Source organism: Parasphingorhabdus sp., from assembly GCF_048269865.1.
Classification (GTDB): Bacteria; Pseudomonadota; Alphaproteobacteria; order Sphingomonadales; family Sphingomonadaceae; genus Parasphingorhabdus.
In genome coordinates this window covers 165,763-192,145 of the sequence record NZ_JBLWUA010000003.1, presented here as the reverse complement: position 1 = coordinate 192,145, position 26,383 = coordinate 165,763, and the positions used below count along the sequence as shown (strand labels likewise).

Genomic DNA, 26,383 nt, shown 5'->3' with positions numbered 1-26,383 from the left:
CGACCGTCTACGCCTTGGTGCGGTTGAGACTGGTTGACCAGTCCAGACGCCGGGTAACGAACATCACTCCGGCCAGAGCCGCAAAGATCAGCAGCGATCCGATCAACAGCGAATAGGCTTCAAGGCTGAGCAGGATATAGATGGCGCCGTAAAGCCCTGCCAGCAATCCACCGATCAGCGACGCCCGCCGCCAGCTGTGCAGCACCGACGCCGAATAGGCCGTGATCAGGCCGATGGTTGCCGCCGAGGCCACGATATAGGCAAGCGCAAAACCAATGATCTCGGCAAAGGCCAGCAGCAGCACGAAGAACAGGACGAGCGCAGCCCCAACCAATATATATTGCACCGACGATATCCTGACGCCGCCGATCAGGTCGAACAGCAGCAACGCGACAAAGGTGAATCCGATGATCAGGAAACCATATTTGGTGGCGCGGTCGACCTGTCCATAAAGGTCGACGGGCTGGATCAGATCGACGGTAGCGCTTGCCGAACCGCCATTGGCCAAAGCCGGTTCATAGCGCGGCATATCCCTCACCCGCATCGGCCGGACTTCCTGGCCGGACTCTGTAGCGATCAGAGACGTGCCCAAGGCGAGATTGGTGATCACATATTTGGCTTGGAATCCATCCGCGTCAATCTTGCGGTTTTCCGGCAGGAAACTGCCGGTAAAGCTGGGATGCGGCCATTTTGACCGAACCGTCCATTCGGTCTGCCCTGCATGCGGCGCGATGGTGACGCTGCGGTTGCCCTTGAAGCGCACCGCAAATTGCGCCTCGATCGTGCCAGTCTCCAGTGAACTCGCATCGACAAAGGCGAAGAACCCGCTGTTGCCAGACTCTGCCAGCCCTTTGCCCGGCTGCAGTTTCAGAACCTCACCGTTGACGGTGACCTTGTTGTCGCCAGCCAGACCGCGGGCATCGGACAGACCAAAACGCAATTCGGCGCGGCCAAAGTCGATCTGGTCACGGCTCACGCCATAGCGGTCCAGATCGTCGGGCAGCTTGAAAACGGCCGTGCCGGACATGGCGGTATCATAGACGACGACCTCATAGATCGCGCGCTGCTTGGTCTCGGTGTTGAGCTCGCTATCCAGTGTCACCAGCTCTGGAGCAACCAGCAACTCGCGCGTGACGATGTTCGTCCGGGTCACGGTTTTGCCATTCTCCTCCAGCGATTCGGTTATCCTGGCCTGATATGGCAGCACGATTTTCGGCCCGGCAAACACCTGTTGTCCGCCCCAGCCCGATACGATCGATTGCTGGGCGGTTTCGCTCTGGCTCTGCCGGTCGTAGTTCAGCAACCAGACGGTGAACAGAGGTATCGTGATCAGAAAACCCATCAGTAACACCATCAGGAATTTCGCGCCCGGTGACCGCTCCGGTTTCGATGTTTGCGGTTCGGCCTGATCGATTTCTGACATGATTTCTCCCTCTCAATTTACCACCATAATGGTGGCTTGCGAGACGCGCGTGATCGTCTAGAGTCGCCGCTGCTCACCAAATGGAGCTAGGACGAACAGAGGCACACGTGCGCCGAATCGAAAGGCCTTTATGAATATCTCGGATTGCCACAATGTGAATGACTTCCGCGCACTCGCCCGAAAACGGCTGCCTTTTCCGATCTTTGACTATATCGATGGCGCTGCCGATGATGAAGTGACGAGACGACGCAATACGGCGGCCTATGAGCGGTGCGATCTGGTGCCCAATGTCCTCGCCGGCGTCGACAATATCGACATGAGTACAACGGTGATGGGGCAGAAGCTGGCGATGCCGCTGTTCCTTTCACCCACCGCCCTCCAGCGCCTGTTCCACTGGCAGGGCGAGCGGGCGGTTGCTCGCGCCGCTGAAAAATTCGGAACCTTCTTCGGTATTTCCTCACTGGCTACGGTGAGCATTGAAGAGATTGGCGAAAGCATCAGCACGCCGAAAATGTTTCAGCTCTATGTTCACAAGGACAAGGATCTGAACCGGTCGATGGTCGAGCGGTGCAAGGCCGCCAAATTTGATGCGTTGACGCTGACCGTCGACACCATTGTCGGCGGCAATCGCGAGCGTTGCCTGCGTTCCGGCTTTACCAGTCCGCCACGGATCACGCCGACCAGTTTCTGGAGCTATGCCGCGAAACCGGCCTGGGGCCTCAACTATATGTTCCGCGAGAAGTTCGAGCTGTCCAATCTCAAGGATCATGTCTCGGAAGGCACCAGCGTCCCCAATTCCGTTGCTGACTATTTCACCAATATGCTCGACCAATCGCTCGACTGGAAAATGGCCGAAGACATCCGCAAGGACTGGGGCGGAGAATTCTGCCTGAAGGGCATTATGTCGGTCGCCGACGCCCAGCGCGCGGTCGATATCGGCGCGACCGCCATCATGGTCTCAAACCACGGCGGACGGCAGCTCGATGGCAGCCGCGCACCGTTCGACCAGTTGGCCGAGATTTGCGATGCCGTCGGCGACAAGCTCGACGTAATCTGCGATGGCGGTATCACCCGCGGCAGTCATGTTCTCAAGGCGCTCAGCGTCGGTGCCAAGGCCTGCTCCGGGGGACGCCTCTATCTATATGCGCTCGCCGCCGCCGGACAGGCCGGGGTTGAGCGAATCCTGTCCTTGCTGCAGGCAGAAATAGAACGCGATATGAAACTAATGGGCGTCACGGCAGTTGACCAATTGAACCGCGACAATCTTCGCTTTCGATAAGCAGCGTGTTCAGGGGATTGAAATGATGAAAATGATGAAATTTGGCGGCATATTGATGTTCGCTGGCATGGTCGGCACCGCAGCACTGGCACAGCCGGGTGCGCAAGAAGACTCAACACTGGAATCCGCAGGCAACAAGGTAACCGAGCCATTTGATGGCAAGGAAGTTCCCCAGAAGCTGAAAGACATACAGGACGCTCCCTATTCGCTCAGCGGTTTGCGCCGATGCGCCGCGATCATTGCCGAGGTGCGGGAACTGAACGAAGTGCTCGGGCCAGATGTCAACGAGCAAGTCGACAAGAGCCGGGTCAAGAAACGGGAGCGGACCGCGGCTCGTGTCGCAGGCAGCGCGATTGGCTCTATCATCCCCTTTGGGGGTATTATCGGTGAGGTCACCGGTGCCAATGCCGAGCGGCGGCGCTACAACGAGGCCGTCTATGCCGGAACTGTCCGGCGCGGTTTCCTGAAAGGCGTGGGCCTGCAGAAAGGATGCAAGGCACCCGCTCGACCCTAGATCAACCTTGGGGGCAACAAGGAAGAAATATCATGGTCGCAACCCGTTATGTGGCTGTCCTGAGTTTGATGTCTCTCTCGCTGGGCTTGCAGCCGCTGCAGGCCAAGACACCAGATGGCGATCAGCCGATGATCAATCACGTCGGAGACGCGCTGGTCCAGCCCGCCAAAGACATCAATCTGAAACAGGACGAGATTCCCGCGCGTTTGCTGGAGATTCAAAAAGCGCCTTATGATCTGACCGGCATCGACGGTTGCCGCGCTTTGACCAGCGAGATAATCAGCCTTCGTTCGATCCTCGGACCAGACGTCAACGAAGGGGCAGAACTGTCCCGCGCCGAAAAACGCGAACGCAGCGTCAGCCGTGTTGCGGGCGGCATGTTGGGCAGCTTCATTCCGTTTCGCGGCGTCGTCCGGGAAGTAACCGGCGCCAATGCGGCCGAGCAGCGCTACCAGGCGGCGCTTTCAGCCGGCTTCGCGCGGCGGAGTTTTCTCAAGGGCGTCGCGTTCAGCCGGGGCTGTACGACAAGAGCGTCGCTATAGTGATCTACTTGGTGGCGGGCTGGCACACGCTCAGCCGACAGAGACGAACAGCAAGGCCGACAGCAGCACCAGGGCAATCCCACCAAATGCGATGATCAGGCGATTCTGCAGCTGCAATCGGCGATCCAGCTCGGCCTGTAAAAAACCGAACGATTCCGCAAGCTCTTCCTGAGTCGGCATCCTATCTAGCTGCTCCTGCATTTGCTGCAGGCGGGCGCGGTCATCAAGCCGGCCCGACATATCTTCGAGTTCCGGCGCGGCTTTGGACCGGCCCATGACCCGTCCATAGACGTCACTGGCGAGACGGCCCGCCGCCTGCTGTACCTTTGGGTTCCCTGCAATGGTCGAGAGCGTCCCGATCACCACTGGAGGGATCGCCATCAGTATACCCGCTTCTTCGGCTTCACATATTCCGCTTCGTCGGTGAGCGTGTAGTCATGGACCGGGCGATAATCGATAACGACCTTCCCGCCTTTGCCGCCCCAGCCTTCGAAGGTCGAGGTGGTGTGCTTCATCCATTCCTTGTCATTCCGGTCTTCATAATCTTCGTGCATGTGCGCACCGCGACTTTCCTTGCGGTTGGCTGCACTTTTGATCGTGACCATCGCCTGGCTCATCAGATTGTCGAGCTCCAGCGTCTCGATCAGATCGGTGTTCCAGATCAGCGAGCGGTCGGTCACACCGACATCAGCCAGCTTCGCGTTGACTTTTTCCATCTCAGCGACGCCTTCTTCCAGCAGCTTGTTGTCGCGGAACACAGCGGCGTGGGCCTGCATGGTTTTCTGCATTTCCATGCGCAGCGCCGCGGTCGGGATCGATCCGTTGGCGTTGCGGAAATGGTCCAGACGTTCGAGTGCCATGTCAGCGGAATCCGCCGGAAGCGGCTTGTGCGAGGCGTTCGGAACCAGCTTTTCTTTCAGGCGCAGACCGGTTGCACGGCCAAAGACCACGAGATCGATCAGTGAGTTCGAACCCAGACGGTTGGCACCGTGGACGGAAACGCAAGCCGCCTCGCCGACCGCGTAAAGTCCGGGAACAATCGCGTCCGGATCGCCGTTTGTCGGATTGATCACTTCGCCATGATAGTTACAGGGAATGCCGCCCATATTATAGTGAACCGTCGGCACAACCGGAAGCGCTTCCCGGGTCAGATCGACACCGGCGAAAATCTTGCCGGTTTCGGTGATTCCGGGCAGCCGTTCGGCCAGCACTTCGGGTGCGATATGGTCGAGGTGAAGATAGATATGGTCCTTCTCCGGTCCGACACCGCGGCCTTCGCGGATTTCGGTGGCCATGCAGCGCGACACCACGTCGCGGCTGGCCAGATCCTTGGCGCTCGGCGCATAGCGTTCCATGAACCGCTCGCCTTCACTGTTGGTCAGATAGCCGCCTTCGCCGCGTGCGCCTTCGGTAATCAGCACGCCTGCGCCGTAAATGCCGGTCGGGTGGAACTGGACGAACTCCATGTCCTGAAGGGGCAGGCCAGCGCGCAGCACCATGCCGCCGCCGTCACCGGTGCAGGTATGGGCCGAAGTTGCGCTGAAATAGCAGCGTCCGGCACCGCCAGTCGCCAGCACAACCGCATGGCTGCGGAAGCGGTGGATCGAACCGTCTTCGAGACACAGCGCGATCACGCCGCGGCATTCGCCGTCTTCCATAATCAGGTCGATAGCGAAATATTCGATAAAGAAGTCCGCGTCATATTTCAGGCTCTGCTGATAGAGCGCGTGCAACATGGCATGGCCGGTGCGGTCAGCAGCGGCGCAGGTGCGCTGGACCGGAGGCCCCTCGCCCATATTCTGCATGTGGCCGCCGAATGGCCGCTGGTAAATTGTACCGTCATCGTTGCGCGAGAAAGGCACGCCGGCATGTTCCAGCTCGTAGACCGCCTGGGGGGCTTCGCGGACGAGATATTCAATCGCGTCCTGGTCGCCGAGCCAGTCGGAACCTTTGACCGTGTCATACATATGCCAAGACCAGTGATCCGGCGTATTATTGCCCAGCGAAGCCGCGATACCGCCCTGCGCTGCGACCGTATGCGAACGAGTCGGAAAAACCTTGGTGATGCAGGCTGTTTTCAGGCCCGATTCGGCCGAGCCCATGGTGGCGCGCAGGCCTGAGCCCCCAGCACCGACAACAACCGTATCATAGGTGTGATCGATAATCTTGTAAGCAGCTTGGGTGGATGTTGTACTATTCATGCGACCACTCCGGTAAACGCTATTTTCGCGACCGAGAAAATACCCAGCGACGCGCCGCCAATGGCGAAAAAGTTAAGCAGGACAATCAGGCCGAATTTGACGCCATGATCCTCGACATAATCCTCGATCAGGACTTGCAAGCCAAGCCGCAAATGCCAGAAAATGCTGATCAGCATCAGGATCATCGGCACCGCGACGAGCGGCGACGACAGCCATTCAACCATCAGTTCATGGCTGAGATTCGGCAGCCGGATCAGCGAGAATACCAGCCAAAGCACCAGAAACAGATTGCTGACTGCGGTAACCCGCTGGACTATCCAGTGATGCGCGCCTTCGTGCGCTGATCCAAGGCCGCGTACCCGGCCAATATTGGTTCCTGAACCCATGTTCCGATTCCTAATCTAAAGAATGTTTTTGGAAACGATGTAGAGCCACATCGCGCCGGTGGTAAGGATCGCCGCCAGAGGCACGGCAACCGCCCACATTTTATTGGTCTGCAATTCATAGCCCGCGCCGGCATCAAGCACAAAATGGCGCAGCCCCGAATACATATGTTCAAAAAACGAAAAGCTCATGCCGACCAGGACAATATAGCCGAGATAGAGAAAATCGAACCAGCTCTGGAAATAGGCGTAGCTTTCCGGTCCGGCAGAAATGGCATAAAGCCACCACACGAGCAGCGGCACGCCGACAAGGGCCATGCCATCACCGGTCGCCCGGTGCAAAATGGAAACCAGCATATGCGGTCCCCATTTATAGATCTGCAAATGCGGTGAAAGCGGTCTGTTCGATGCTGAGCCTGATGCGCCGGCCATGGTCTTCCCCTGAGCAATATATCCGGGACGTGCCGGAGTCTTTGAAACGAACCATCCCCTTAGCGAAAAGCGCGTCTCATGCAAACCTGATGGAGCGGAAAACACTATTTTATTAGTGCCAACCCCCTGGTCGGCCTTCCAGATCACAAAATCTGCATCATCGATGGACGCGCGCGCTCCGTCGCTCTAATCCATAGAGCATGAGCAACAGGAAAAAACATATTTTGGTCACCGGAGCCAGTCGCGGCATTGGCAAGGCCATTCTCGAATCGCTGGATCAGGACAATGTCAAACGGGTCGGGCAAAGCACAAGCGGTGCCGACGGGTTGATCGCTGCAGATTTCACGCAAGATGGCGCGGCAGACACCCTTTGGAACGCAGCGCTGGATCAGCTCGACGGGCGGATTGACATATTGATCAACAATGCCGGCCTATTTCAGCCCAACCCGATCGGAGCCGACGACTGGCTGGAAAGCTGGAACCGCACCATGACGATCAACCTGACGGCCTCTGCAGAATTATGCCGCCTCGCGGTGCTGCATTTTCAGCAACGCGGCAAGCCGGGGCGGATTGTCAATATCGCCAGCCGTGCCGCCTATCGCGGCGATGGTCCCGACCACTGGCATTATGCCGCATCCAAGGGCGGTATGGTCGCGATGACCAAGTCGATCGCCAGAGCCTATGCCCATCAGCAGATCCTCGCCTTCGCCATCTGTCCGGGTTTCACCATGACCGGCATGGCAGAGGATTATCTGACCAGCCGCGGCGGCGACAAATTGCTCGCCGACATTCCGCTCGGCCGGGTGGCACAACCGGAGGAAATTGCCTCGATGGCTCGCTATTGCGCGCTCGATGCACCGGAAAGCATGACCGGCGCAGTGCTCGACGCCAATGGTGCCAGCTTCGTTAGATGATCGCTCGAGAACTGCTGGACACCGCCACCATCCCCGGCGGCGGTGAACTCCGCCTGTTCCGGCGTGAACTAAAGGGCGCAGACGAATATTCGATCATGCTGGGCCGCATCGAACTTATGAACAGCCGGCTCAGCGGGTCGGAAGAAGCGCTGGCCACCCTCACTTGCGCTGGCCTGCAGGCCAAAAACCCGCGGCTGCTGATCGGCGGCTATGGCATGGGATTTACCCTGCGCGCCGCTCTCGCGGTTCTGCCGCCCCAGGCCCATGTGGAAGTAGCGGAACTGATTCCGGCGATCATCCAGTGGGCGCGCGGCCCGATGGCTGAGCTGACCCAAAATGGCCTGAATGATAGCCGGGTCACGGCTACGCTGGGTGACGTATGCGATATCATCGGTCAGGCCGACCGAGACTATGATGCGATATTGCTCGATGTCGACAACGGGCCGGACGGCCTCACCCACGAAGCGAACGACCGGCTATACAGCATGGCCGGCCTGTCTGCGGCGAAGACAGCGCTCCGCTCAAACGGCATTCTGGCCGTCTGGTCGAGCGAAGGCGATTCGCGATTTACATCCCGACTGCATAAGGCCGGCTTCGCGGTTGACGTCAAAACCGTCGCCGCGCGCAGCAATGGCAAAGGCGCTAAACACACGATCTGGCTGGCCCGCAAGCCAAGTTGACGCCGGCTGCGGCTATTACTCCCGCGCCTCGGCACTCGCATCGCGGATGTCCTTGAATTCCGATCCCGCTTTCCATTCCGGCCAGCGGTCGGAATAGGCGAGGCTTTCCCCGATATCGAACATTACATTGATGTCCTGCAGCGCGCCATCGAGATTCCAGTCCGGAGACCAGGCATCGCAGGCGGCGTGATAGCAATTGCCGGTATAGTCATCGATCCATTTCTGGCCCGCAGCCCTGCCGCCCTCCACCAGATCGGACGCGCCGGCCAGGCCCATCATCAGCAGCACCGGCACGCCGCGCTTGGCGAGCGAGAAATGGTCGGCGCGGAAAAACAGGCCGCGCTCCGGAAGACTTTCCTCCGTCACCACGCGTCCCTGCTCCCTGGCATATTTCGCCAGATCATCCTCCAGCGTCCCCTGCCCCTTGCCGATCAATATAACGTCTTTTGCCTTGCCGGCGGTCTGCAGAACATCAATCGTCAGATTGGCAACGGTCTTTTCCAGCGGATAGATCGGATTCTGCGCATAAACCTCCGAACCGAGCAATCCGCGCTCTTCTGCGCTCCAGGCAGCAATGACGATCGTCCGGTCGGGCTGCGGCATCGATTTGAACTTGCGGGCGATCTCCATGATTCCGCCGAGACCCAGCGCATCATCATTGGCCCCTGCGCGATAGATATTGCCATCCTTGTCCGGTGGCCCTTCCCCATAGGCATCCCAATGCGCGCCATAGATAATCGTCTCGTCGGGGCGTGACTTGCCAGGAATCTTGCCGAACACATTCTGGCTCTGCACAACTTCCTGCTTCACCGGATAGTCGGCATTGAAGCGTGCGCCCAGCGGCACTGGCTGGAAATCATTCTTCCGCGCCGCCACCCGCAATTTGGCGAGGTCCAGCCCGGCGTCATCGAACAGCTTCTCCGCCGTGCCTCCGCTGATCCAGCCCTGCAGCGCCAGGCTCGTACTATCGCCGGCTATGCCATAATTTTCACCCTGCGGGCTTTCCACGACGCTCCAGCCATAGCCCGCCGCTTCGGTTTCGTGAACGATCAGCGCAGCCACCGCACCGCGCCGCGAGGCTTCCTCAAACTTGTAGGTCCAGCGCCCGTAATAGGTCATCGCCCGCCCGCCAAATGTGTCAGCCACGGGTTCATCGGCAGCGGCTGCAAAATCAGGATCGTTCACCAGAAAGACCGCAACCTTGCCCTTCAGATCGACGTCCTTGTAATCATCCCAGCCGCGTTCCGGCGCGGTCACGCCATAGCCGACGAAAACCATTTCAGCATTGTCGACAACCGCCTGGTCCTTGGGCTGTAACGTCGATACATAAATATCCTTGCCTGCCTTCAGCGCCATGGTGCCGGTCTTGCCGGTGATCGAAAGCGTTTCCGGTTTTCCCAGAGCGGTGTGCAATAGCGGCACCGGCTGCGTCCAGCTGCCATCAACGCCGCCCGGCTCGAGACCCAGCGCCTCAAAGCGCCCGATAAGATAGCCGATGGTCCGGTCTTCACCGGCAGTCCCCGGCGCGCGCCCTTCAAACTGGTCAAGAGTCATCGTTTTGACCGTCTGGGTGATCAGGTCGGCACTGATATCGACCGGCTGATCGGACGATTGTGCGTGGACCGGCGCTGCATAAACCATGAGAGCTGCGGAAAATAAGAGAGTGGCGCGACCTGAAAACAAAGCAATACTCCTGCAAAATCAATATTCGGTCCTTTACTAACGTCTCGAGCCGCCAATTGCACATCAAGTTTTGCGCAGATTTTTTCGGCGACTGGACGCGCGCGTGGTCAGTCGTGAACCAGCTCCTTTTTCGTCGCCCATGGATACCAGAGCTGCACCCCGATCTGCACGCCGCAAATGCTGCACCCGCACGCGGCCCATCAGGGCAGGCCCTAAGACCGTAGTTAGCCGTAATTTAACCCGTTACAACTACGATGCCGCAAACCAGTTTTAGCCAGTGGAAAAGATCTCATATGGAACTGCCAGTATCATCTTCTGTGTTCAGCGCAGCGAGGACACTGGAATCGGTATCCATTCCGACACCCTTGGTTAAACGCGAGATGCTGAAACGGGCCCTGGGAAACCCGGTGGTGAACCGTCTGCCGACCCTTATCCCGCTGTTCCTGATCGGCTATGCCTCCCTGGCGCTCGTGGACCGAAACGATATGCTGGCTCTGGTCAGCCTCCAAATTCTGATGATCGTGATGACCTCCTACACGGCGCTCCGGGTCACGGACAAACTGGCTGACAACGAGATTTCCGAGCGGGCAGAATCGCGCGCGATCCGATTATGGCTATTTTTCGAATTCCTGAGTGGTGCCATCTGGGGACTGATGATCGGACCCATTGCAGAAACAGGGGATACGGATGGGGCAAAGACCGTCATATCGATCACGCTTATTGTCACCGTCGCTCTGGCGGCCGTTGTCGCCGCAGACGCCCCGCAGCTGATAAGGGCACTGCTGGCCGGCTTTGCAACGACGGCAATTTCCACGGGTCTTTATTATTATGATCACTTTGGCTCTCGCGTGGTTTTTGCCATCATTTTGTTTCCACCAACCATCTACTACCTCTCTCATGCCATGGGAAAACGGGCACAAAGCGCCCTGCAAACAGAGATGGAAAATGTCGTTCTGAACGAGAAGCTCTCCGAAGCGCTCAGCATATCGGAATATCTGTCGGCGCACGACAGTCTGACCGGCTTGCTGAACCGGCGGGATTTCGAGCGGGTGACAGAAGAACTCCGAACTCGAACGCAGGCCAGCAATATGGCGATCATCATGGTCGATCTCGATCATTTCAAGCAGATCAACGACCGCCACGGCCATGGCCTGGGTGACGATGTCCTGAAGACAACGGCCCGCCTGATGCAGTTTCAATTGCGTGATCTGGAAACATCAGCAGACAGCGGTCAAGCGATCGCCCGCTGGGGCGGCGAGGAATTCATCATTGCCCTAGCCAATTGCGCAACCGACAATGTTGTGCGGATCGCCGAAAACATCCGCTGCAGCCTGGAAAACTATCGGAACGCCGAGTGGCCTGAAGACCTGAAATTGTCGGGTTCTTTCGGGGTCACCTATTGGCTTGAAAGTGAGCCGCTCAACACCGCCATCCAGCGCGCGGACAAGGCGATGTACAAGGCGAAATCCGACGGACGAAACCGGACCCGCTTATTGCGACCGATTAAACAAGGTGGGTCGACCATCACCGCCTGATCACGGCACTATCAATCGCTGCGCCAGACGGCCACGCAGGTTGTTTGCTCGCGGTGACAGGCCCCTCAACAGGAATCCCGACGATAGTATTGATAGCCAAAGCGCGGAAGCTCCGCTAACGGCAGCCGATGCTCAATTTTAGCAACATAAACGTTCGCCTCGGCGGCACTGTGATCCTTGACGGCGCGACCGCAGCGCTGCCACCCGGCGCGCGGGTTGGCATGATTGGTCGCAATGGTGCCGGCAAGTCGACCCTGATGAAGGTGATCGCAGGCCTGCTGGAACCGGACGACGGCAGCGTCGACATGCCAAAGGACGCACGGCTTGGCTACATCGCCCAGGAAGCGCCGGCGGGTCAGGACAGCCCGCTCGACACGGTGCTGGCAGCGGATGTCGAGCGCGCGGAATTGTTGGAAGAGGCGGAAACCGCAACCGATCCGCATCGCATTGGCGAAATTCACGAACGGCTGAACATGATCGATGCCCACAGCGCACCGGCTAGAGCAGCAAAGATCCTGATCGGGCTCGGCTTTGACGAAGCCGCCCAGCAGCAGCCGATGGACAGTTTCTCCGGCGGCTGGCGGATGCGCGTTGCCCTGGCCGCGCTGCTGTTTTCGCAACCGGAAGTCCTGCTGCTCGACGAACCGTCAAACCATCTCGATCTCGAAGCGACCTTATGGCTCGAGAATTTCCTGACCAGCTATCAGGCGACGATATTGGTGATCAGCCACGAACGCGATCTGCTCAACAATGTCGTCGACCATATCCTGCATCTGCAGCACGGGAAGACCACGCTCTACCCCGGCGGCTATGACGCGTTCGAGAAACAGCGGGCCGAGCGCCAGGCGCAGCAGGCGTCCGCCCGGGAGAAACAGATCGCCCAGCGCGAAAAGCTGGAATCCTTCGTCTCCCGCTGGGGGGCCAAAGCGCATAGCGCGAAGCAGGCGCAGAGCCGCGTCAAGGCGCTGTCACGGATGGAACCGATTGCCGAAGCGATCGACGATCCTTCCCTCAGCTTCCACTTCCCCAGCCCGGCAGAGCTCAAGCCGCCCCTGATCACACTGGATGATGCCGCCGTCGGCTATGGTGACAATATTGTGCTGTCCGGGCTGAATATGCGGCTCGACCCTGATGATCGAACGGCGCTGCTCGGACGCAACGGCAACGGCAAGACCACCCTCGCCCGGCTGCTCGCCAGCCAGCTGGAGCCAAAAAAAGGCTCGATCAACAAATCGGGCAAGCTGACCGTAGGCTATTTCACCCAATATCAGGTCGAGGAACTGGACACGGCGGATACGCCGCTGGAACATATGACTCGCCTGATGAAAGGCGCTGCCCCCGGCGCGGTGCGCGCGCAACTCGGTCGTTTCGGCTTTTCCGGCGACAAGGCGACGATCAAGGTCGGCAAGCTGTCCGGTGGCGAGCGCGCGCGGTTGGCGCTGGCGATGATCACACGCGATGCGCCGCATCTGCTGATCCTCGATGAGCCAACCAACCACCTCGATGTCGATGCGCGCGAGGCTCTGGTCCATGCGCTCAACGAATATAGCGGGGCCGTCATATTGGTCAGCCATGACCGCCATATGCTGGAGCTCACCGCCGACCGGCTGGTGATGGTCGATAGCGGCAAGGCGGAAGAATTTTCCGGGACGCTGAAAGACTATACCGATTTTGTCCTGGGCAGGAATCAGCCCAGCACATCATCGGGCAAAGCCAGCGGAGGCAATCGCAAGGAAGAGCGGCGTCAGGCGGCCGAGCGGCGCAAGCAGCAGGCTGAATTGCGCAAGAGCATCAGCTCCGCCGACAAGCAGATGCAGCTGCTTGGCACGGAATTGTCCGCGATCGACCGCGCGATGTTCGATCCGGCCACGGCTGAACCGAAGCACGCCGATCTGACGATGACCGATCTGATGAAGCTGCGGGCGGAAACGCAGGACAAGCTCGACAAGGCGGAAGCGCTCTGGATGGAAGCCACCGACAAGCTGGAAGAAGATAATAGTGATGGCTGATCGGCGCGACAGATGACCGAAATCTGGAAAGTCTCGATCCCCTGCACTCGCGATGAAGCGCGGACGCTGACAGCGGACAATCTGTTCGTCAGTTCGGCCGATTCGACGCCAACGGTTGTGGCCAGTGAAATTGACAGCAAGCGCCCCGACGAATGGATGATCGAAGTCTATTGCCAGGAACAGCCCGATCCGGACCTCCTCGCCAATCTGCTATTGTTATCGCCATCCGCAAAGGCCGCCGGTCTGGAGCCGATGTTAGAGCTGCTGCAGGACGAGGATTGGGTTACACTGAGCCAGCAGGGTCTCGATCCGCTCCGCGCCGGGCGCTTTCACGTACACACGTCCAGCGACGCGCCGGCGGAAGATCCGAAGCTGACCAATATCTGTATCGACGCCGGTCAGGCTTTTGGAACCGGTCATCATGAAACCACCATGGGCTGTCTGCAAAGCCTCGACCATTTGCGCCGCACCGGCCATCGTTTCCGCAATATCGCCGATGTCGGCACTGGCACCGGTCTTCTTGCTTTCGCCGCACACTATCTGTGGCCGGAGGCGAAAATCATCGCCAGCGATATCGACCCGATTGCGGTCACCGTCACCCAGTCCAACGCGGAGCTGAATGCTATCCCGCTGGGCAACGGCCGCAGCCATATCCGGCTGGTGCAGAGCAACGGCCTCGACCACCCGGCGCTGAAGCAACGCTCCCCATTCGACCTGATCATCGCCAATATCCTCGCTGGCCCGCTGGTCGCCCTCGCCCCGCAAATCGCCGCCGCCTCGGCGCCTGGCACCGTGTTGCTGCTGGCTGGCCTGCTGAGCCGCCAAAAGGCCGAAGTCGTCCGCGCCTATGTCCGCGAAGGCTTCCGCCTAAAACATTCGCAGCTGGAGAATGAATGGCCATCACTCACTCTGGTCAAGGCAAAGAAATACGGCTGGGTCCGCAAACCGCACCGCAAGAAATCGCCGCTGGCTTCGGATTATTTCGGGGAGTGCTGATTGTGCTCCGCACCTGATGCGAAGCTCTGGCGACAAGAGAGCGTTATGCGGCACCAGTTCCGCATCAAGTGCGGAGCACCGAACCTTCAAACAACCGTGGCTTCCCCCGCCTGCGACCGCGCATAGTCCTGCGTCCCCTTGGTCAGCACCTCATCGCCTTCGACAATCTCGGCAATCTTGATATCGGGCAGATCGGCGATCCGGTCATAGACCGGCTTGAAATCCGTCTCCACCGTCACCCGCAGCAGCTCGTCAAGGCTGGGAATGACGAAATAATTCTGCTGATAATCGTCGATCCGGTACTCGGTGCGCAGCACCCGCTCGAGATCGAACAATATCCGGTTGGGGCTCGGATCGTCGAGCGCGAAGACGCTCTCGCCATAGCTGGAGACGATACCGGCACCATAGATGCGCAGGCCCTCTGCTTCCCGGATCAATCCAAACTCGACAGTGTACCAGTAAAGCCGCGCCAGCTGTTTCAGCGTGCCAAATTTCAGCGCACGCAATCCGCCGCGCCCGTAGGCCGCCATATAATCGCCGAACCGCTGGTCCGCGAGCATTGGCACATGGCCGAAAACATCGTGAAAAATATCCGGCTCCTGCAGATAGTCGAGCTGGTCGCGGCGCCGGATGAAGTTGCCGGAAACAAAACGCCGGTTGGCGAGATGGTCAAAAAACACATCATCCGGCACCAGTCCCGGCACCGCCACCACCTGCCAGCCGGTGGCATCCATCAATATCTGGTTGAGCTCGGCGAAATCGGGAATACCCGGCCGCGACAGCTTCAATATGTCGATGCCATTGAGAAACGCCTGTGCCGCTCGCCCTGGCAGCATCTTCTGCTGGCGCGCAAACAATATATCCCAGGTCTCGTGGTCTTCCGCTGAATAGCTCTGCCAGTCCTGATCAATCGTCCAGTCGGCATTTGCGTGCGCTGGCGGCTTGTCATAGACATGGGTTTCGGGGTCGGTTTGGCTTTCGGGTGCAGGCTTGTTGAGCATGACGCATCATACAGCAGAAAAGGTTTCAATGGCAACTTTAGTCGCTAAATACCTGAAACGCGCCATGTTTGTCGTGACCGGTATTGTTGCGCTCTATCTGCTCGCCGCGCTTGTCGGCAGTTTTTTGCCCGCCAACCCCAACTGGCAAAGCCCTGACGACGGGATCGAACTCTATATAGAGACCAACGGTCTGCACACCGGGATCATCATGCCGATCTGGAGCGATGTGCACGACTGGCGACCGTTGATTCGACCGGAAAACCTCGCCAACCCATCGGCCTACGGCAGCCATATCCTGGTCGGCTGGGGCCATGAAGGCGTGTATCGCAACGCCCGCTATTGGAAGGATCTGCGCGCGAGCGACGCGTTCAGCGCCGTGTTTGGCAGCGACGATGTGCTTATCCACGTCGATCACCTGCGATATCCACAGGCTTATCCCCCATATCGCCGCCGGCTGAAAGTCAGCGAAGCAGAATATCGAAAAATCGCGGCAGCGATCGAGGCGAGGTTCGTGCTCGACGATGATGGTCGCGCCCAAGCGTCACCCGGTTATGGCCAATATGACCTGTTCTACCGATCGCGCGGCCACTACAGCGCCCTCCATACCTGCAACAACTGGACCAGCGACGTGCTGCGGCAGGCCGGTATCCGCACCGGCCTGTGGACGCCGTTTCAGGGCGGCGTGATGCGCTGGTTTCCGGACTCCGCGCAATGACAGCCTAAACCGCCACAAATTTCTCCAGAGCCGCTCCGTCCGGGATCCTCACTGCCCCATATCCCGGCTCGATCAGCCCCGAAGCCTGCAATTTCGTCAGCGCCTTGCCCAGCGACACGCGCGACACACCAACCAGATCGGCCAGGTCCTGCTGGGTCACGCTTATCGTTGCGCCCTCCTGCTGATCACCGCGCAGTTGGAGCAGCGCCTGCGCCAGGCGTTGCGGCACCGACAGGTTCCGGCTGGCCTCGATCAGGTTGAACGCATCCTGCACCGTCAGCGCCATCGTCTTGAGCAGCAGTCGCGTGATCGCCGGATCGGACATCATCAGACTCTGCAGCTCTGTGTTGCCAATCCGGATCAGCGTGCAATCGCTGCCGGCAATCGAGTCCACGGTGCGCGGAAATTCGCCCATGAAGGCCAGTTCACCGAACGTATCGCCCGGCCCGAGCAGCGCCAGCAGCAACAACCGGCCCCCGATGCCATAGCGTCCAACCTGCACCGAGCCGCTCTCCACATACCAGAATTCGTTGGCCGGATCGCCGCGCTGCTGGATAATCTGGCCCTTGCCGAACGTGCGCGGCTGGCCGCTCGCCAGCAGATCATCGCGAACCGCCGCTGGCAGCGCCTTGATGAAGCCGGTTCCTGCCAGTGAAGGTTCATCCATCAATATTATCCCAATTGAAAACATCTTTGCATTTCTACCCGGCTCTGTGGGCTATCGAGTCGCCAGAATCAAGTCTCCGGGAGAAACATCATGCGACCTGAACTTTTGGCAATCACAGGAATTTTCCTCTTCTTCGGAATGCTCGAATTTTTGCGCACCCGGCTGTTCAACAAGCCCGAACAGACGCGCGACGACGCTCTCGTCGAAATTATCGGCTCGTTCGTGGTGCTGGTCATCACTCAGCCCGCCATCATATTGGCGGTCCAGTATATTCTCGGGGCAGCAGCGCCACAATGGTCCGGCGTGCTCTCCCATATTCCGCTGATCGCCGCGATCGCACTGTTCCTGGTGCTAGACGACATGATGCAATATTGGTGGCACCGGCTGTCACACGGCGTGCCCTTTCTCTACAACCTGCACCGCTCGCACCACAATGCCCGCTACATGAGCGTCCGCCTCGTCTACCGGAACAATATCTTCTATTATCTGACCATGCCGAGCATCTGGTTCTCCGGCGCGCTGATCTATCTCGGCCTTGGCTGGGTCTATGTCGGCTATATCATCGTCAAGATGGCCGTGATCGTCGGCGCGCACAGCGATGTCGCCTGGGACGCGCCGTTGTACAAGATCAAATGGCTCTCGCCGGTCATGTGGGTGGTCGAGCGGACCATCTCGACCCCGTCTACCCACCACGCCCATCACGGCCGCCACAAGAGCGACGGCGTGACCCATTATAAGGGCAATTTCGGCAATCTGCTTTTCTTCTGGGACGTGCTGTTCGGCACCGCCCATATCACCCGGCGCTATCCCGACAGCTACGGCGTCGAAAATCTCGCTCCCGCCACCTTGGGCCAACAGCTGGCCTGGCCGATCTTCCCGGAGAACAAGGAAGGCGGACATGGGGTCGCGGAACTGGCAGCCATGGAGAGAGCGGCCAATATCTAGGTCCAGACCCGCATCACTTCGAACGTATTTAGCGGCCTATCACCATGAACGGTGCCCAGAATGCCGGATGAAGCTTGCCGTCTGACTGCGCACGAACGCTTGCAATCGCGCGCTGCAAGGCTTGCGGCGCGGACAAGCCTTCGCCCGCATATTTCAATGTCTCGAGCGTCAGCATGCTGGCGATATCGTCTTGCACGATCCAGTGAGTCGCCAAAATATGGCGTCCCCCTGCCCGCATGAACGCTTCGGCGAGACCGGACAGTCCCGGATCATCCGGACCGATCGATGCCGCGCTATTGCAGGCCGACAGGATCACCCATTCGGCGGGCAGCGACAATTTCGCAATCTCGGAAACGGTCAATAGCCCATCGGACTGATCATCGGGAGCGACCAGCAGCGCCGGTTCCTTCAGCCCTTCCAGCTCGCCGGAGACGAGGCCGTGGGTTGCAAAGGCAATGATCGATTGCCGCGGCACCACCGTCGCGGCAATAGCGGTCTCCGTCGCATCCGGCCCCAGCAACAGCGCGGTTTTCTTGCCATCGATGATGGCGGCGAGATCGCGCAGCTCCTTCTCACTGGCGGGCAATGCCGGCAAGTCCGCAACGACGCGCGCGTCGCTCGCGGAGCGCGACGCCAGTGTCTGATAGTCACCATTGCCGCCGGATGCCGCGCCGATCCCGAGAAACAGTCCGACATCGCCGAGCGCCTCGCTGCCGCCGGCCCGTTTCAGGAACTGGATCGAGGGAAGCTGCGCCAGACCGATCTTGTCGATCAGAAAACGTGCGCTGGCCTGACCATCAGGCCCGGTTTCTTGCGCCGATAACAGGGAGAATGGCAGAGCATCCAGCGCGCCGTTGGCGACATAATATAGTTCCGACCGTCCGTCCAATATGCCGGACGGCAAAGCGCCCAGCAGACCCTGATATAATTTTTGCGCTGCCTCCTCGTCAAACGCAGTCTCGGCAGCGGTCAGCGGATCGACGGACGCCCGGATGCGATCGACATAATTCTTCGTATCCCGCGCCGAAAGGTCCGAGAGCACGCCGGTCTTTTGGTCGGCGTCGATATAGAAGACCGCGACCTGGTCATTGAGTTCCGTAGCCATCAGCACCGCTGCGCTGTCGGTCAGGGCCGCATTCACATCCGCAAACGCCAGCGGCTGGAATGTCTGAACCGGCAGATATTTCGTGAGCCCGGCGGCCTTTATCTGCTGTTCCGCCGCCGCCATTTTACGATCAATTGCGGCAACCGCAGCGACGTCATCGGCCAGCGAAAATTCGGCTTTTACATTTGCGATACGGCCGCTCGCGGCGTCGAGCAGAGCAGTACGCTCGGATCGCAGTTCAGCATATTGACGCAGCAGATCAGCATCCGGTTGATCAAGGCCATCGGTCGACATATCGGCCTGCGGGATCGAATCCAGCCTGCTGAAGGCGACATATTGCAGCGCCAGAAAACTGGTCTCCAGATCTTCGCCGGCGCGTAGCAAAACCTCGGCGAGATAGGCAAAGGCCTTCCGCTCTCGCTGCCCGATCGCACCATTTTGCGAGAGGCCCAGATTGCGCTGCATGATCATCAGCAACGCCTTTGCTTCGCTCGTCAGCTCTGCCGGCGAGCGCAGCTGCAGGCGGCTGTCGATGGCGAGCGCCATGGCTTTCGTCGCGAGAAGCTCGGGATGTTCGGCGACCAGCGCCTGCGATTGCAAGGCGATTGCCTGCGCAGCCGCTTCCCGGGCCATCTCAAGCCGCCCTGCTTTCAGCGCAATCGAAGCCAGCCCGATATAGGATCCGGCCCGGTCGCGATGGAATTCCGGCAGCTTGGAATCGGAGATCAAGGCGATCGCGCGCTGCTCCGCCAACGCTTCATCATAGCGCTCGAGTTCCGACAGGGCCGTCGCGCGATAGGTACGGGCGAGCAGCGTCCGGTCGGATTCCGCCCCCAGCTGATCGACCAGGATCGGCAGCGCCGCGTCGAGAAACGTAATTGCATCGGCATAGTCACCGTTTGCGATCAGCGCGCTGGCGTAGATCGACCGGATGGCAGCGCTATTCTGGGTTGGCCCACCGGCGGCCTTTTCCTGTACTTCAAAAGCGCGCCGGGCGAATTCCAGCGCATCATTGGGACGCCCCTGCCGGTACAGCAGACTGGCCATATTGGCGAGCATATTGCCGTTCGCGGGATGGTCCGGCGGCAAGATTTCCCGCATTTTGGCGAGGCCTTCCCGCCCTGCTGCGATAGCCGCATCGGTCTGTCCGGCCTGATAGAGATAGACGATCCGGTTGGCGAGCCATACCGGCGTGTCGAGCGGCACGGGGTCCAGCGCAAAGGCCATATCGGTGGCGCGCTGATTATACTCCAGCGCAGCGCTCAGATTGCCCTGTTCCAGCTCGCTGGCCGCCATATTGTTCAGCGCGGTTGCGAGCTCAAGATTTGGCTCACCGGCGGCTTTCTGCTCCCAGAACGCCAGGGCTTCCCGAAAGTTTTTGCGCGCCTTTTCATGCTCGCCCTTATAATTATAAATCACCGCAAGATCGGATCGCGTCTTGATCAGATCTTGCCGCGCCTCTTCCCCGGCTTCGGCAAGGGCCTTTTCCGCCGACTGGAAGGCAGCAAAGGCCTGGTCGACATCGCCAAGATGGAAATAGGCCTGGCCGATTAATTGGTGGATGCGGCCGACCGATCGCGGATCGGGTGGCACCAGTGCCACCGCGTCTTCAAGCATTTGCTGGCGGAGCGCCAGAGAAGCAGCAGGATCCACCGACGCATCGGCTTTTTCTTCGGCATCGATCCGCTGCTCAAATGACGCTGGAGCGGTCGCTGATGATGGATCGGAATCCTGGGCCGATACCGGAGATGCAATCCCTCCAAAGTTCGACAGGCCGAGAAACAAAGAGGCCAAGACCGGTCTTTTGACCATGATGCCTAGTTTAGAAACCAAGATATTTTCCTCTCCTGAACAACAATCTACACCGCGGCCCCGGCCTGTCAATCCGATCCCGCTGCCTGCACGATCTCTGCCCAGGCGGCTTCGTCGATGACTTCGATCCCAAGCTCTGCCGCTTTCTTCGCCTTCGATCCCGCACCCGGTCCGGCTACCACCAGATCGGTCTTCGCGCTCACCGAACCGGAAGCCTTGGCCCCCAGCGCCTCGGCCTGCGCCTTGGCTTCGTCGCGGCTCATGGTTTCAAGCTTGCCGGTAAAGACGATGGTCTTGCCGCTCACTGCGCTTTCGCGGGTTTCGACGATATAGTCCGGCGGAGAAACCTCGCTGAGCAAGTCCTCCCAGACTTCGCGATTATGCGGTTCGTGGAAAAAATCCGCCAGCGCCTGCGCCACGGTGGGGCCGACCCCGTCGATAGAGACAATCTCCGCCCAGGCGGCATCACCGGCTTCTGTCCCTGTCGTTTCGAGCGCAGTACCCTCCCCTCCAGTGTCATCCCCCTCTCCGTTCGTCTTGAGCGAAGTCGAGACAGCGGTTGTAGCGGTTGTCTTCTCTCCGTTCGTGTCGAGCGAAGTCGAGACACCGTCCTTCCCCTGCCCGTCTCTCGACTGCGCTCGAGACGAGCGGTATATTCCGGATTCCTGGGCCAATTCGGCAACTTCACGCAAGCGCTTCAAGGTCGTAAAATTCTTCAGCAAATCCTTCGCCGTCACCGTGCCAATATGCCTTATGCCCAGCCCGAACAGCAGCCGCGCTGCATCGGGCTGCCGCTTCTTTTCCACAGCCGCCAACAAATTATCCACAGACTTGTCCTGCCACCCTTCGCGCGCCAGAATCTCCGCGCGATGCTTGCGCAGGCGGAAAATATCCGCTGGACTCTCGATCAGACCCGCCTCGATAAATTCGGCGATACTCTTCTCACCCAGGCCGTCGATATCCAGCGCCGCGCGCGAGACAAAATGGGCCAGCCGCTGAAAGCGCTGTGCCGGGCAGATCAGCCCGCCGGTACAGCGAACATCGACCTCACCTTCCTCGGCCACGGCTTCGCTGTCGCAGATCGGGCAATGATCGGGGAAATGATAAGGCTCGCGCTTTTCATCACGTGTCAGATTTTCGACGACCTGCGGAATCACGTCGCCCGCTCGCTGGATCACCACCCGGTCGCCGGGCCGCACGCCGAGGCGGCCAATCTCGTCGCGATTGTGCAGCGTCACATTGGACACCACGACGCCGCCTACGGTCACCGGTTTCAGCCGCCCGACCGGCGTCAGCTTGCCGGTACGCCCGACCTGGATATCGATACTCTCCAGCGTGGTCTGCGCCTGCTCCGCCGGGAATTTATGCGCAATCGCCCAGCGCGGCGCCTTGGCGACAAAACCGAGCCGCTGCTGCCAGTCGAGCCGGTCGACCTTGTAGACCACGCCGTCGATATCATAGGGCATCTCTGCCCGCTCCGCCTCGATATGGCGATAATGGCCGAGCATGCCGTCGAGCGTTTCAAACCGCTTCACCAGCGGCGAAACCGGTACGCCCCAGCTGGCAATCGCCTCCATCACGTCGAGCGCGGTCTCGCCCGGAAGATCGCTGTGCACCCCCCAGCCATGCGCCCAGAATTTCAGCGGCCGCTTGGCCGTAATATTGGCATCCTTCTGCCGCAGCGACCCCGCAGCCGCATTGCGCGGATTGGCAAATTGCCGGATTTTTTCGGGATCGAACGCCACCCCCTTGGCCTCCGCCTCGGCCCTGCCCTCGTCCATCAGCCGCTCGTTCAGCCCCGCAAAATCCGCCTTGGCCATATAGACCTCGCCGCGGATTTCGAACAGATCGGGCACTTGAGCGGAATTGCCGTTCGTGTCGAGCGAAGTCGAGACACCTTGTCCAGCTTCATCGTCTCTCGACTTCGCTCGAGACGAACGGAGCGATTGCGGAATATCCCCAATCATCCGCACATTGGCAGTAACATCCTCCCCCACCTGCCCGTCGCCGCGCGTAGCCGCCAGCACCAGTTCGCCCTTCTCGTAGCGCAGCGAGCAGGACAGCCCGTCAATCTTGTCCTCCGCCGTCACCGCGACCGGCGCATCCTCGTCCAGATTCAAAAACCGCCGCACCCGCGCCAGCCATTCGGCGATATCCTCGTCGGCAAAGCCGTTATCGAGGCTCATCATCCTTTGCTCGTGCTTGACCTTCGACAAAGGCGAAGCCGCCACCGCCGCCCCGACCAGCTTGTTCGGACTGTCCTCCCGCACCAGATGCGGAAAGGCCGCTTCCAACTCATTGTTTCGCCGCACCAGCGCATCATAGTCCGCATCGGAAATTTCCGGCGCATCCTCGGCATGATAGAGCTTGTTGTGATGCGCGATCTTGCGCGCGAGCCGCATCAGTTCGTTGGCGGCATCGGCTTCGGAGGGAATGTCGCTAGTCATTTTCTGATGATGACACAGATTCAATCTCGGCTTTGAGAGTATCCCATTCGCGCTTCAATATTTTTTGTGAGACGCGAATGAAATTAGGAGAGGCGCCATATTTTTCCTCAGCACTTTTGTTCAAAAGATCATAAAGGCAGTCATTCAATTCTTCATAATTTTCATCTTTCGGATTCATCCTCAGTTGGATCCGGGCCATCAGATCATAAAACTCCAAATTCTGCGAATGGTCTGCTGAGGGTGTTACACCTATTGAGTTGATTTTAGCCATGTCCCTACGGAGATCATTTATCCAGTTTTGCCGAAATTCTGCGAGTTTTACGTTGGCTTGAAGGCTTGCTTTCAATTTTTCATTTTGCTCGGAAATATCAGCCGCCAATGAGGAATTTTCTCTTGAGATACAGGCGGCCAACCTAGCGTCTTCAGTAGAAATTGTAGCGGCTAGAGTCGCATTTTTCCTTGAAATCCAATGGCCTATCAAACCAACAATTGACGCAACTAATATGGCAACCACAGAACTGGTCAGTATAGTTTCCCAATCCATCAAACCCCCTCCAGCAACCGGTCCGCCTGCGCCCTCGCTTCATCGGTCACATCCGCGCCCGACAGCATCCGCGCAATCTCCTGCCGCCGGCCTTCGTCGTCCAGCGCCCGCACATCGGTGCGCGATACGGTGCCGCTGAGCGACTTGTTGATCAGCATATGGGCATCGCCCTTGGAGGCGACCTGCGGGCTGTGGGTGACGACCAGCAGTTGCGCGCCTTTCGACAGGCGCGACAGGCGGTCGCCGATCGCCGAGGCGACAGCACCGCCGACGCCGCGGTCGACTTCGTCAAAAATGATCGATTTCAGCCCATATTCTTCCGCCAATGCAACTTTCAGGGCCAGAATGAACCGCGAAAGCTCACCACCGGACGCAATCTTGCCGAGCGGTGCCAGCGGCGCTCCCGGGTTGGTCGCAATCAGAAACTCGATGCGGTCCATTCCGCTTTTATTCCAATGCTCTTCAGGCAATTCTTCAAGCAAAGTCTCAAACCGCGCCGCGTCCAGCTTCAGCGGTGCCAGCTCCCCTGCCACCGCCTTGTCCAAGGCCTTCGCCGCCTTGGTCCGCTGCGCCCTCAGCTTTTCGGCGGCCGCCACATAAGCAGTTTTCGAACGGAGCAAAGATGCTTCCAATTCTTCCATCGTCTTGCCGCCATCGCTGATCGCCGTCAGCTTTGCCTGCAGCTCATCCAGCAGATTGGACAGCTGGTCCGGCTCCACCCGATGCTTGCGCGCCAGCCCCCTCAGATCAAACAGCCGGGTCTCCATATCGTCGAGCCGCTGCGGGTCAAAGCTCAGCGCAGCCGCCGCTTCGTTGAGCTTGTCCTCGGCATCGGTAGCGTCGATAATCGCGCGGTCCAGCGCCTCCAGCGCTTCCTTGAGCAACGGATGATCCTCGGCAATCCGGTCAAGCCGCCGCGCCGCCGCCCTGAGCGAGGCCAGACCGCCATCCGAGCCATCAAAAGCCGACCGAATGGATTCGAGATCGCCGGTCAGCTTCTCCCCCTGCATCATCGTCGCGCGCTCCAGCGCCAATTCCTGTTCCTCGCCCGGTTGCGGCGCAAATTTGGACAGTTCGGCAACGCTATGCTCGAGATATTCACGATCCCGCTCCGCCGCGTCCTGATCCTCTCTGGCCTGTTCCAGCGCGATCTTCGCGTCCTGCCAGGCCTCAAACGCCTCGCGCACAGCTTTGCCGTCAACACCGGCGAACGTATCAAGCAGCGCCCGGTGCCCCTTGGGGTTGATCAGACCGCGATCATCGTGCTGACCGTGGATTTCGATCAGCTGACTGCCGATCGCGCGCAGCAACGTCGCCGAGCAGGGCTGGTCATTGATGAACGCGCGGCTGCCGCCATCGGCCTTGACCGACCGCTTGATGATCAACGGTTCGCCGGGTTCGATTTCAATATCATTTTCTGCCAACATATCAGCCAGCTTGCCGCCCGCTACCGGAGGCGCAAAACTTGCGGTAACCTGGGCCTTTTCCATGCCTTGCCGGACCAGTCCGCTATCCGCCCGATTACCCAGCGCCAGTCCAAGACTGTCGAGCAGGATCGATTTGCCGGCGCCGGTCTCGCCGGTCAGCACGGTCAGGCCCGCCCCGAACTCGAGATCGAGCGCCTCAATCAATACGATATCGCGGATGGAAAGGGACTGCAGCACAGCACCCTCTTAAAACACGTTTATCCTAGCTGCAACGCATTGCAGCAGATGGAATGCTAGGTCGCGCCGTGTTTGTTGACCAGCTCATAAGCACGCTCGTACCATTTGGTACCCGGATAGTTGGCGCCCAGCACGGCAGCGGTCTTCTTCGCTTCCACCGGAATGCCCAGAGCAAGGTAGGATTCGGTCAGCCGCATCAGCGCTTCCGGGGTATGGGTCGTTGTCTGATATTTATCGATCACCGTCCGGAAGCGGATGGTGGCGGCCAGCCATTTGCCGCGCCGCTGATAAAAACGACCGATTTCCATTTCCTTGCCGGCCAGGTGGTCGTTGACCAGATCCATTTTCAGCTTCGCATCGGCAGCATAGCGCGAATTCGGGTAGCGGCGAGCAACCTCACCGAGCGCAGCAAGCGCCTGTTCGGTGATCTTCTGGTCACGCGTAACATCGCTGATCTGCTCGTAATAGCAGAGCGCGATCAGATAATAGGCATAAGGCGCATCCTTGTTACCCGGATGGATCGACAGAAAACGGCGCGCTGATTCTGTCGCCTTGTTGTAATCGCCGGCAAGATAATAGCTGAACGCGCTCATTTGCTGTGCGCGGCGGGCCCAGGGAGAATAGGGATGCTGGCGCTCGACTTCATCAAACAGCGCGGCAGCAATCTTGTACTGGCCGCGATCCAGCCGGTCTTTTGCTGCGTTGTACAGCGTGTCGACATCCCGCGCGACGTAGCGGGTATCAGTACCACCTCCGCTGCCGCCACCGAACATTGCACAACCGGAAAGCATCGTCGCGGAGAGGCCGATTACAGCCCATTTCATCATGTGTTTTTTCATATGGGAAACCTCTTAACCGCTTGTTTTCGTCCAGCCAAGAATAAAGCAAAAAA

23 protein-coding genes are annotated in these 26,383 nt (G+C 59.2%); 10 read left to right on the top strand and 13 right to left on the bottom strand.

Translation table 11 applies throughout. From position 1 onward, the window contains the following. Positions 1 to 7: 7 nt before the first annotated feature. Positions 8 to 1,423: a cell envelope integrity protein CreD gene (gene creD / locus ACN0WW_RS05245; protein ID WP_417610122.1), complete on the bottom strand. Its 1,416-nt coding sequence runs from the start codon at positions 1,421 to 1,423 to the stop codon at positions 8 to 10. Positions 1,424 to 1,553: 130 nt separating this feature from the next. Here creD and ACN0WW_RS05240 point away from each other — a divergent pair, with 130 nt between their 5' ends. The 3 genes from ACN0WW_RS05240 to ACN0WW_RS05230 are packed head-to-tail and all read left to right on the top strand — an operon-like array spanning position 1,554 to position 3,758. Then, positions 1,554 to 2,702: an alpha-hydroxy acid oxidase gene (locus ACN0WW_RS05240; protein WP_417610120.1), complete on the top strand. Its 1,149-nt coding sequence runs from the start codon at positions 1,554 to 1,556 to the stop codon at positions 2,700 to 2,702. A 22-nt stretch (positions 2,703 to 2,724) separates the two neighbouring features. After that, positions 2,725 to 3,216, top strand: coding sequence for a hypothetical protein (locus ACN0WW_RS05235; RefSeq protein ID WP_417610118.1), 492 nt, complete (start codon positions 2,725 to 2,727; stop codon positions 3,214 to 3,216). A 32-nt stretch (positions 3,217 to 3,248) separates the two neighbouring features. Continuing rightward, positions 3,249 to 3,758 (top strand): hypothetical protein, encoded by a 510-nt coding sequence (locus ACN0WW_RS05230; RefSeq protein WP_417610116.1) that lies wholly within the window; start codon positions 3,249 to 3,251, stop codon positions 3,756 to 3,758. A gap of 30 nt (positions 3,759 to 3,788) precedes the next feature. Here the strand turns inward: ACN0WW_RS05230 and ACN0WW_RS05225 are convergent, their stop codons facing one another. Genes ACN0WW_RS05225 through sdhC form a run of 4 tightly spaced genes read right to left on the bottom strand, consistent with a single transcriptional unit; the run spans position 3,789 to position 6,774 of the window. Then, on the bottom strand, positions 3,789 to 4,139 hold the full coding sequence (locus ACN0WW_RS05225; protein ID WP_417610114.1) for a hypothetical protein: 351 nt from the start codon (positions 4,137 to 4,139) through the stop codon (positions 3,789 to 3,791). Continuing rightward, positions 4,139 to 5,959 carry a succinate dehydrogenase flavoprotein subunit gene (gene sdhA, locus ACN0WW_RS05220; RefSeq protein ID WP_417610112.1) on the bottom strand — a complete coding sequence of 607 codons (1,821 nt, stop codon included), beginning with the start codon at positions 5,957 to 5,959 and terminating at the stop codon, positions 4,139 to 4,141. Before sdhA ends, ACN0WW_RS05225 begins: the two co-directional genes overlap by 1 nt. Continuing rightward, entirely contained in the window at positions 5,956 to 6,345 is a 390-nt protein-coding gene (gene sdhD, locus ACN0WW_RS05215; RefSeq protein WP_417610110.1) for a succinate dehydrogenase, hydrophobic membrane anchor protein, read from the bottom strand. Before sdhD ends, sdhA begins: the two co-directional genes overlap by 4 nt. 15 nt (positions 6,346 to 6,360) lie before the next feature. Continuing rightward, positions 6,361 to 6,774 carry a succinate dehydrogenase, cytochrome b556 subunit gene (sdhC, locus tag ACN0WW_RS05210; protein ID WP_417610108.1) on the bottom strand — a complete coding sequence of 138 codons (414 nt, stop codon included), beginning with the start codon at positions 6,772 to 6,774 and terminating at the stop codon, positions 6,361 to 6,363. A gap of 200 nt (positions 6,775 to 6,974) precedes the next feature. On the opposite strand from sdhC, the gene ACN0WW_RS05205 reads away from it, so the two are divergent. Together ACN0WW_RS05205 and ACN0WW_RS05200 are read left to right on the top strand one after the other, a co-directional pair. Next, positions 6,975 to 7,688 carry an SDR family NAD(P)-dependent oxidoreductase gene (locus tag ACN0WW_RS05205; RefSeq protein ID WP_417610106.1) on the top strand — a complete coding sequence of 238 codons (714 nt, stop codon included), beginning with the start codon at positions 6,975 to 6,977 and terminating at the stop codon, positions 7,686 to 7,688. Next, a complete protein-coding gene (locus ACN0WW_RS05200) occupies positions 7,685 to 8,368 on the top strand; it encodes a spermidine synthase (protein ID WP_417610104.1) in 684 nt (227 codons plus the stop codon). The genes ACN0WW_RS05205 and ACN0WW_RS05200 overlap by 4 nt, the downstream gene beginning before the upstream one ends. Positions 8,369 to 8,383: 15 nt before the next feature. On the opposite strand, the gene ACN0WW_RS05195 is transcribed toward ACN0WW_RS05200, so the two are convergent. Further along, positions 8,384 to 10,009 carry a M20/M25/M40 family metallo-hydrolase gene (locus tag ACN0WW_RS05195; protein ID WP_417610102.1) on the bottom strand — a complete coding sequence of 542 codons (1,626 nt, stop codon included), beginning with the start codon at positions 10,007 to 10,009 and terminating at the stop codon, positions 8,384 to 8,386. 335 nt (positions 10,010 to 10,344) lie between these two features. On the opposite strand from ACN0WW_RS05195, the gene ACN0WW_RS05190 reads away from it, so the two are divergent. The 3 genes from ACN0WW_RS05190 to ACN0WW_RS05180 all read left to right on the top strand — a co-directional run bounded on the left by ACN0WW_RS05190 (position 10,345) and on the right by ACN0WW_RS05180 (position 14,591). Then, positions 10,345 to 11,586 (top strand): diguanylate cyclase domain-containing protein, encoded by a 1,242-nt coding sequence (locus ACN0WW_RS05190; RefSeq protein ID WP_417610100.1) that lies wholly within the window; start codon positions 10,345 to 10,347, stop codon positions 11,584 to 11,586. Positions 11,587 to 11,714: 128 nt separating this feature from the next. Next, positions 11,715 to 13,595: an ABC-F family ATP-binding cassette domain-containing protein gene (locus tag ACN0WW_RS05185; RefSeq protein ID WP_417610098.1), complete on the top strand. Its 1,881-nt coding sequence runs from the start codon at positions 11,715 to 11,717 to the stop codon at positions 13,593 to 13,595. 12 nt (positions 13,596 to 13,607) lie between these two features. Beyond that, a complete protein-coding gene (locus ACN0WW_RS05180; RefSeq protein ID WP_417610096.1) occupies positions 13,608 to 14,591 on the top strand; it encodes a 50S ribosomal protein L11 methyltransferase in 984 nt (327 codons plus the stop codon). Positions 14,592 to 14,677: 86 nt separating this feature from the next. Here ACN0WW_RS05180 and phhA read toward each other — a convergent pair whose 3' ends face one another. Continuing rightward, entirely contained in the window at positions 14,678 to 15,592 is a 915-nt protein-coding gene (phhA, locus tag ACN0WW_RS05175; protein ID WP_417610094.1) for a phenylalanine 4-monooxygenase, read from the bottom strand. Between phhA and ACN0WW_RS05170 the strand changes: the two genes are divergently transcribed. After that, the gene (locus tag ACN0WW_RS05170; RefSeq protein ID WP_417610092.1) at positions 15,591 to 16,307 is read left to right on the top strand and encodes a TIGR02117 family protein; all 717 of its coding nucleotides are present in this window, start codon (positions 15,591 to 15,593) and stop codon (positions 16,305 to 16,307) included. The genes phhA and ACN0WW_RS05170 overlap by 2 nt on opposite strands. A gap of 4 nt (positions 16,308 to 16,311) precedes the next feature. On the opposite strand, the gene ACN0WW_RS05165 is transcribed toward ACN0WW_RS05170, so the two are convergent. Continuing rightward, positions 16,312 to 16,974 carry a Crp/Fnr family transcriptional regulator gene (locus ACN0WW_RS05165; protein ID WP_417610090.1) on the bottom strand — a complete coding sequence of 221 codons (663 nt, stop codon included), beginning with the start codon at positions 16,972 to 16,974 and terminating at the stop codon, positions 16,312 to 16,314. Positions 16,975 to 17,064: 90 nt separating this feature from the next. Between ACN0WW_RS05165 and ACN0WW_RS05160 the strand changes: the two genes are divergently transcribed. After that, positions 17,065 to 17,919, top strand: a complete 855-nt coding sequence (locus ACN0WW_RS05160; protein WP_417610088.1) for a sterol desaturase family protein — start codon at positions 17,065 to 17,067, stop codon at positions 17,917 to 17,919. A gap of 28 nt (positions 17,920 to 17,947) precedes the next feature. Here the strand turns inward: ACN0WW_RS05160 and ACN0WW_RS05155 are convergent, their stop codons facing one another. From ACN0WW_RS05155 to ACN0WW_RS05135, 5 genes are read right to left on the bottom strand one after another with little or no spacing between them, the layout of a single operon-like run. Continuing rightward, positions 17,948 to 20,857, bottom strand: a complete 2,910-nt coding sequence (locus ACN0WW_RS05155; RefSeq protein ID WP_417610086.1) for a CHAT domain-containing protein — start codon at positions 20,855 to 20,857, stop codon at positions 17,948 to 17,950. 47 nt (positions 20,858 to 20,904) lie between these two features. Then, entirely contained in the window at positions 20,905 to 23,283 is a 2,379-nt protein-coding gene (gene ligA / locus ACN0WW_RS05150; RefSeq protein WP_417610084.1) for an NAD-dependent DNA ligase LigA, read from the bottom strand. Then, complete coding sequence (locus ACN0WW_RS05145) at positions 23,276 to 23,827, bottom strand: hypothetical protein (RefSeq protein WP_417610082.1); 552 nt, start codon at positions 23,825 to 23,827, stop codon at positions 23,276 to 23,278. The genes ligA and ACN0WW_RS05145 overlap by 8 nt, the downstream gene beginning before the upstream one ends. Further along, positions 23,827 to 25,491, bottom strand: coding sequence for a DNA repair protein RecN (recN, locus tag ACN0WW_RS05140; protein WP_417610080.1), 1,665 nt, complete (start codon positions 25,489 to 25,491; stop codon positions 23,827 to 23,829). Before recN ends, ACN0WW_RS05145 begins: the two co-directional genes overlap by 1 nt. Before the next feature lie 56 nt (positions 25,492 to 25,547). Beyond that, positions 25,548 to 26,330: an outer membrane protein assembly factor BamD gene (locus tag ACN0WW_RS05135; RefSeq protein WP_417610078.1), complete on the bottom strand. Its 783-nt coding sequence runs from the start codon at positions 26,328 to 26,330 to the stop codon at positions 25,548 to 25,550. Positions 26,331 to 26,383 lie beyond the last annotated feature (53 nt).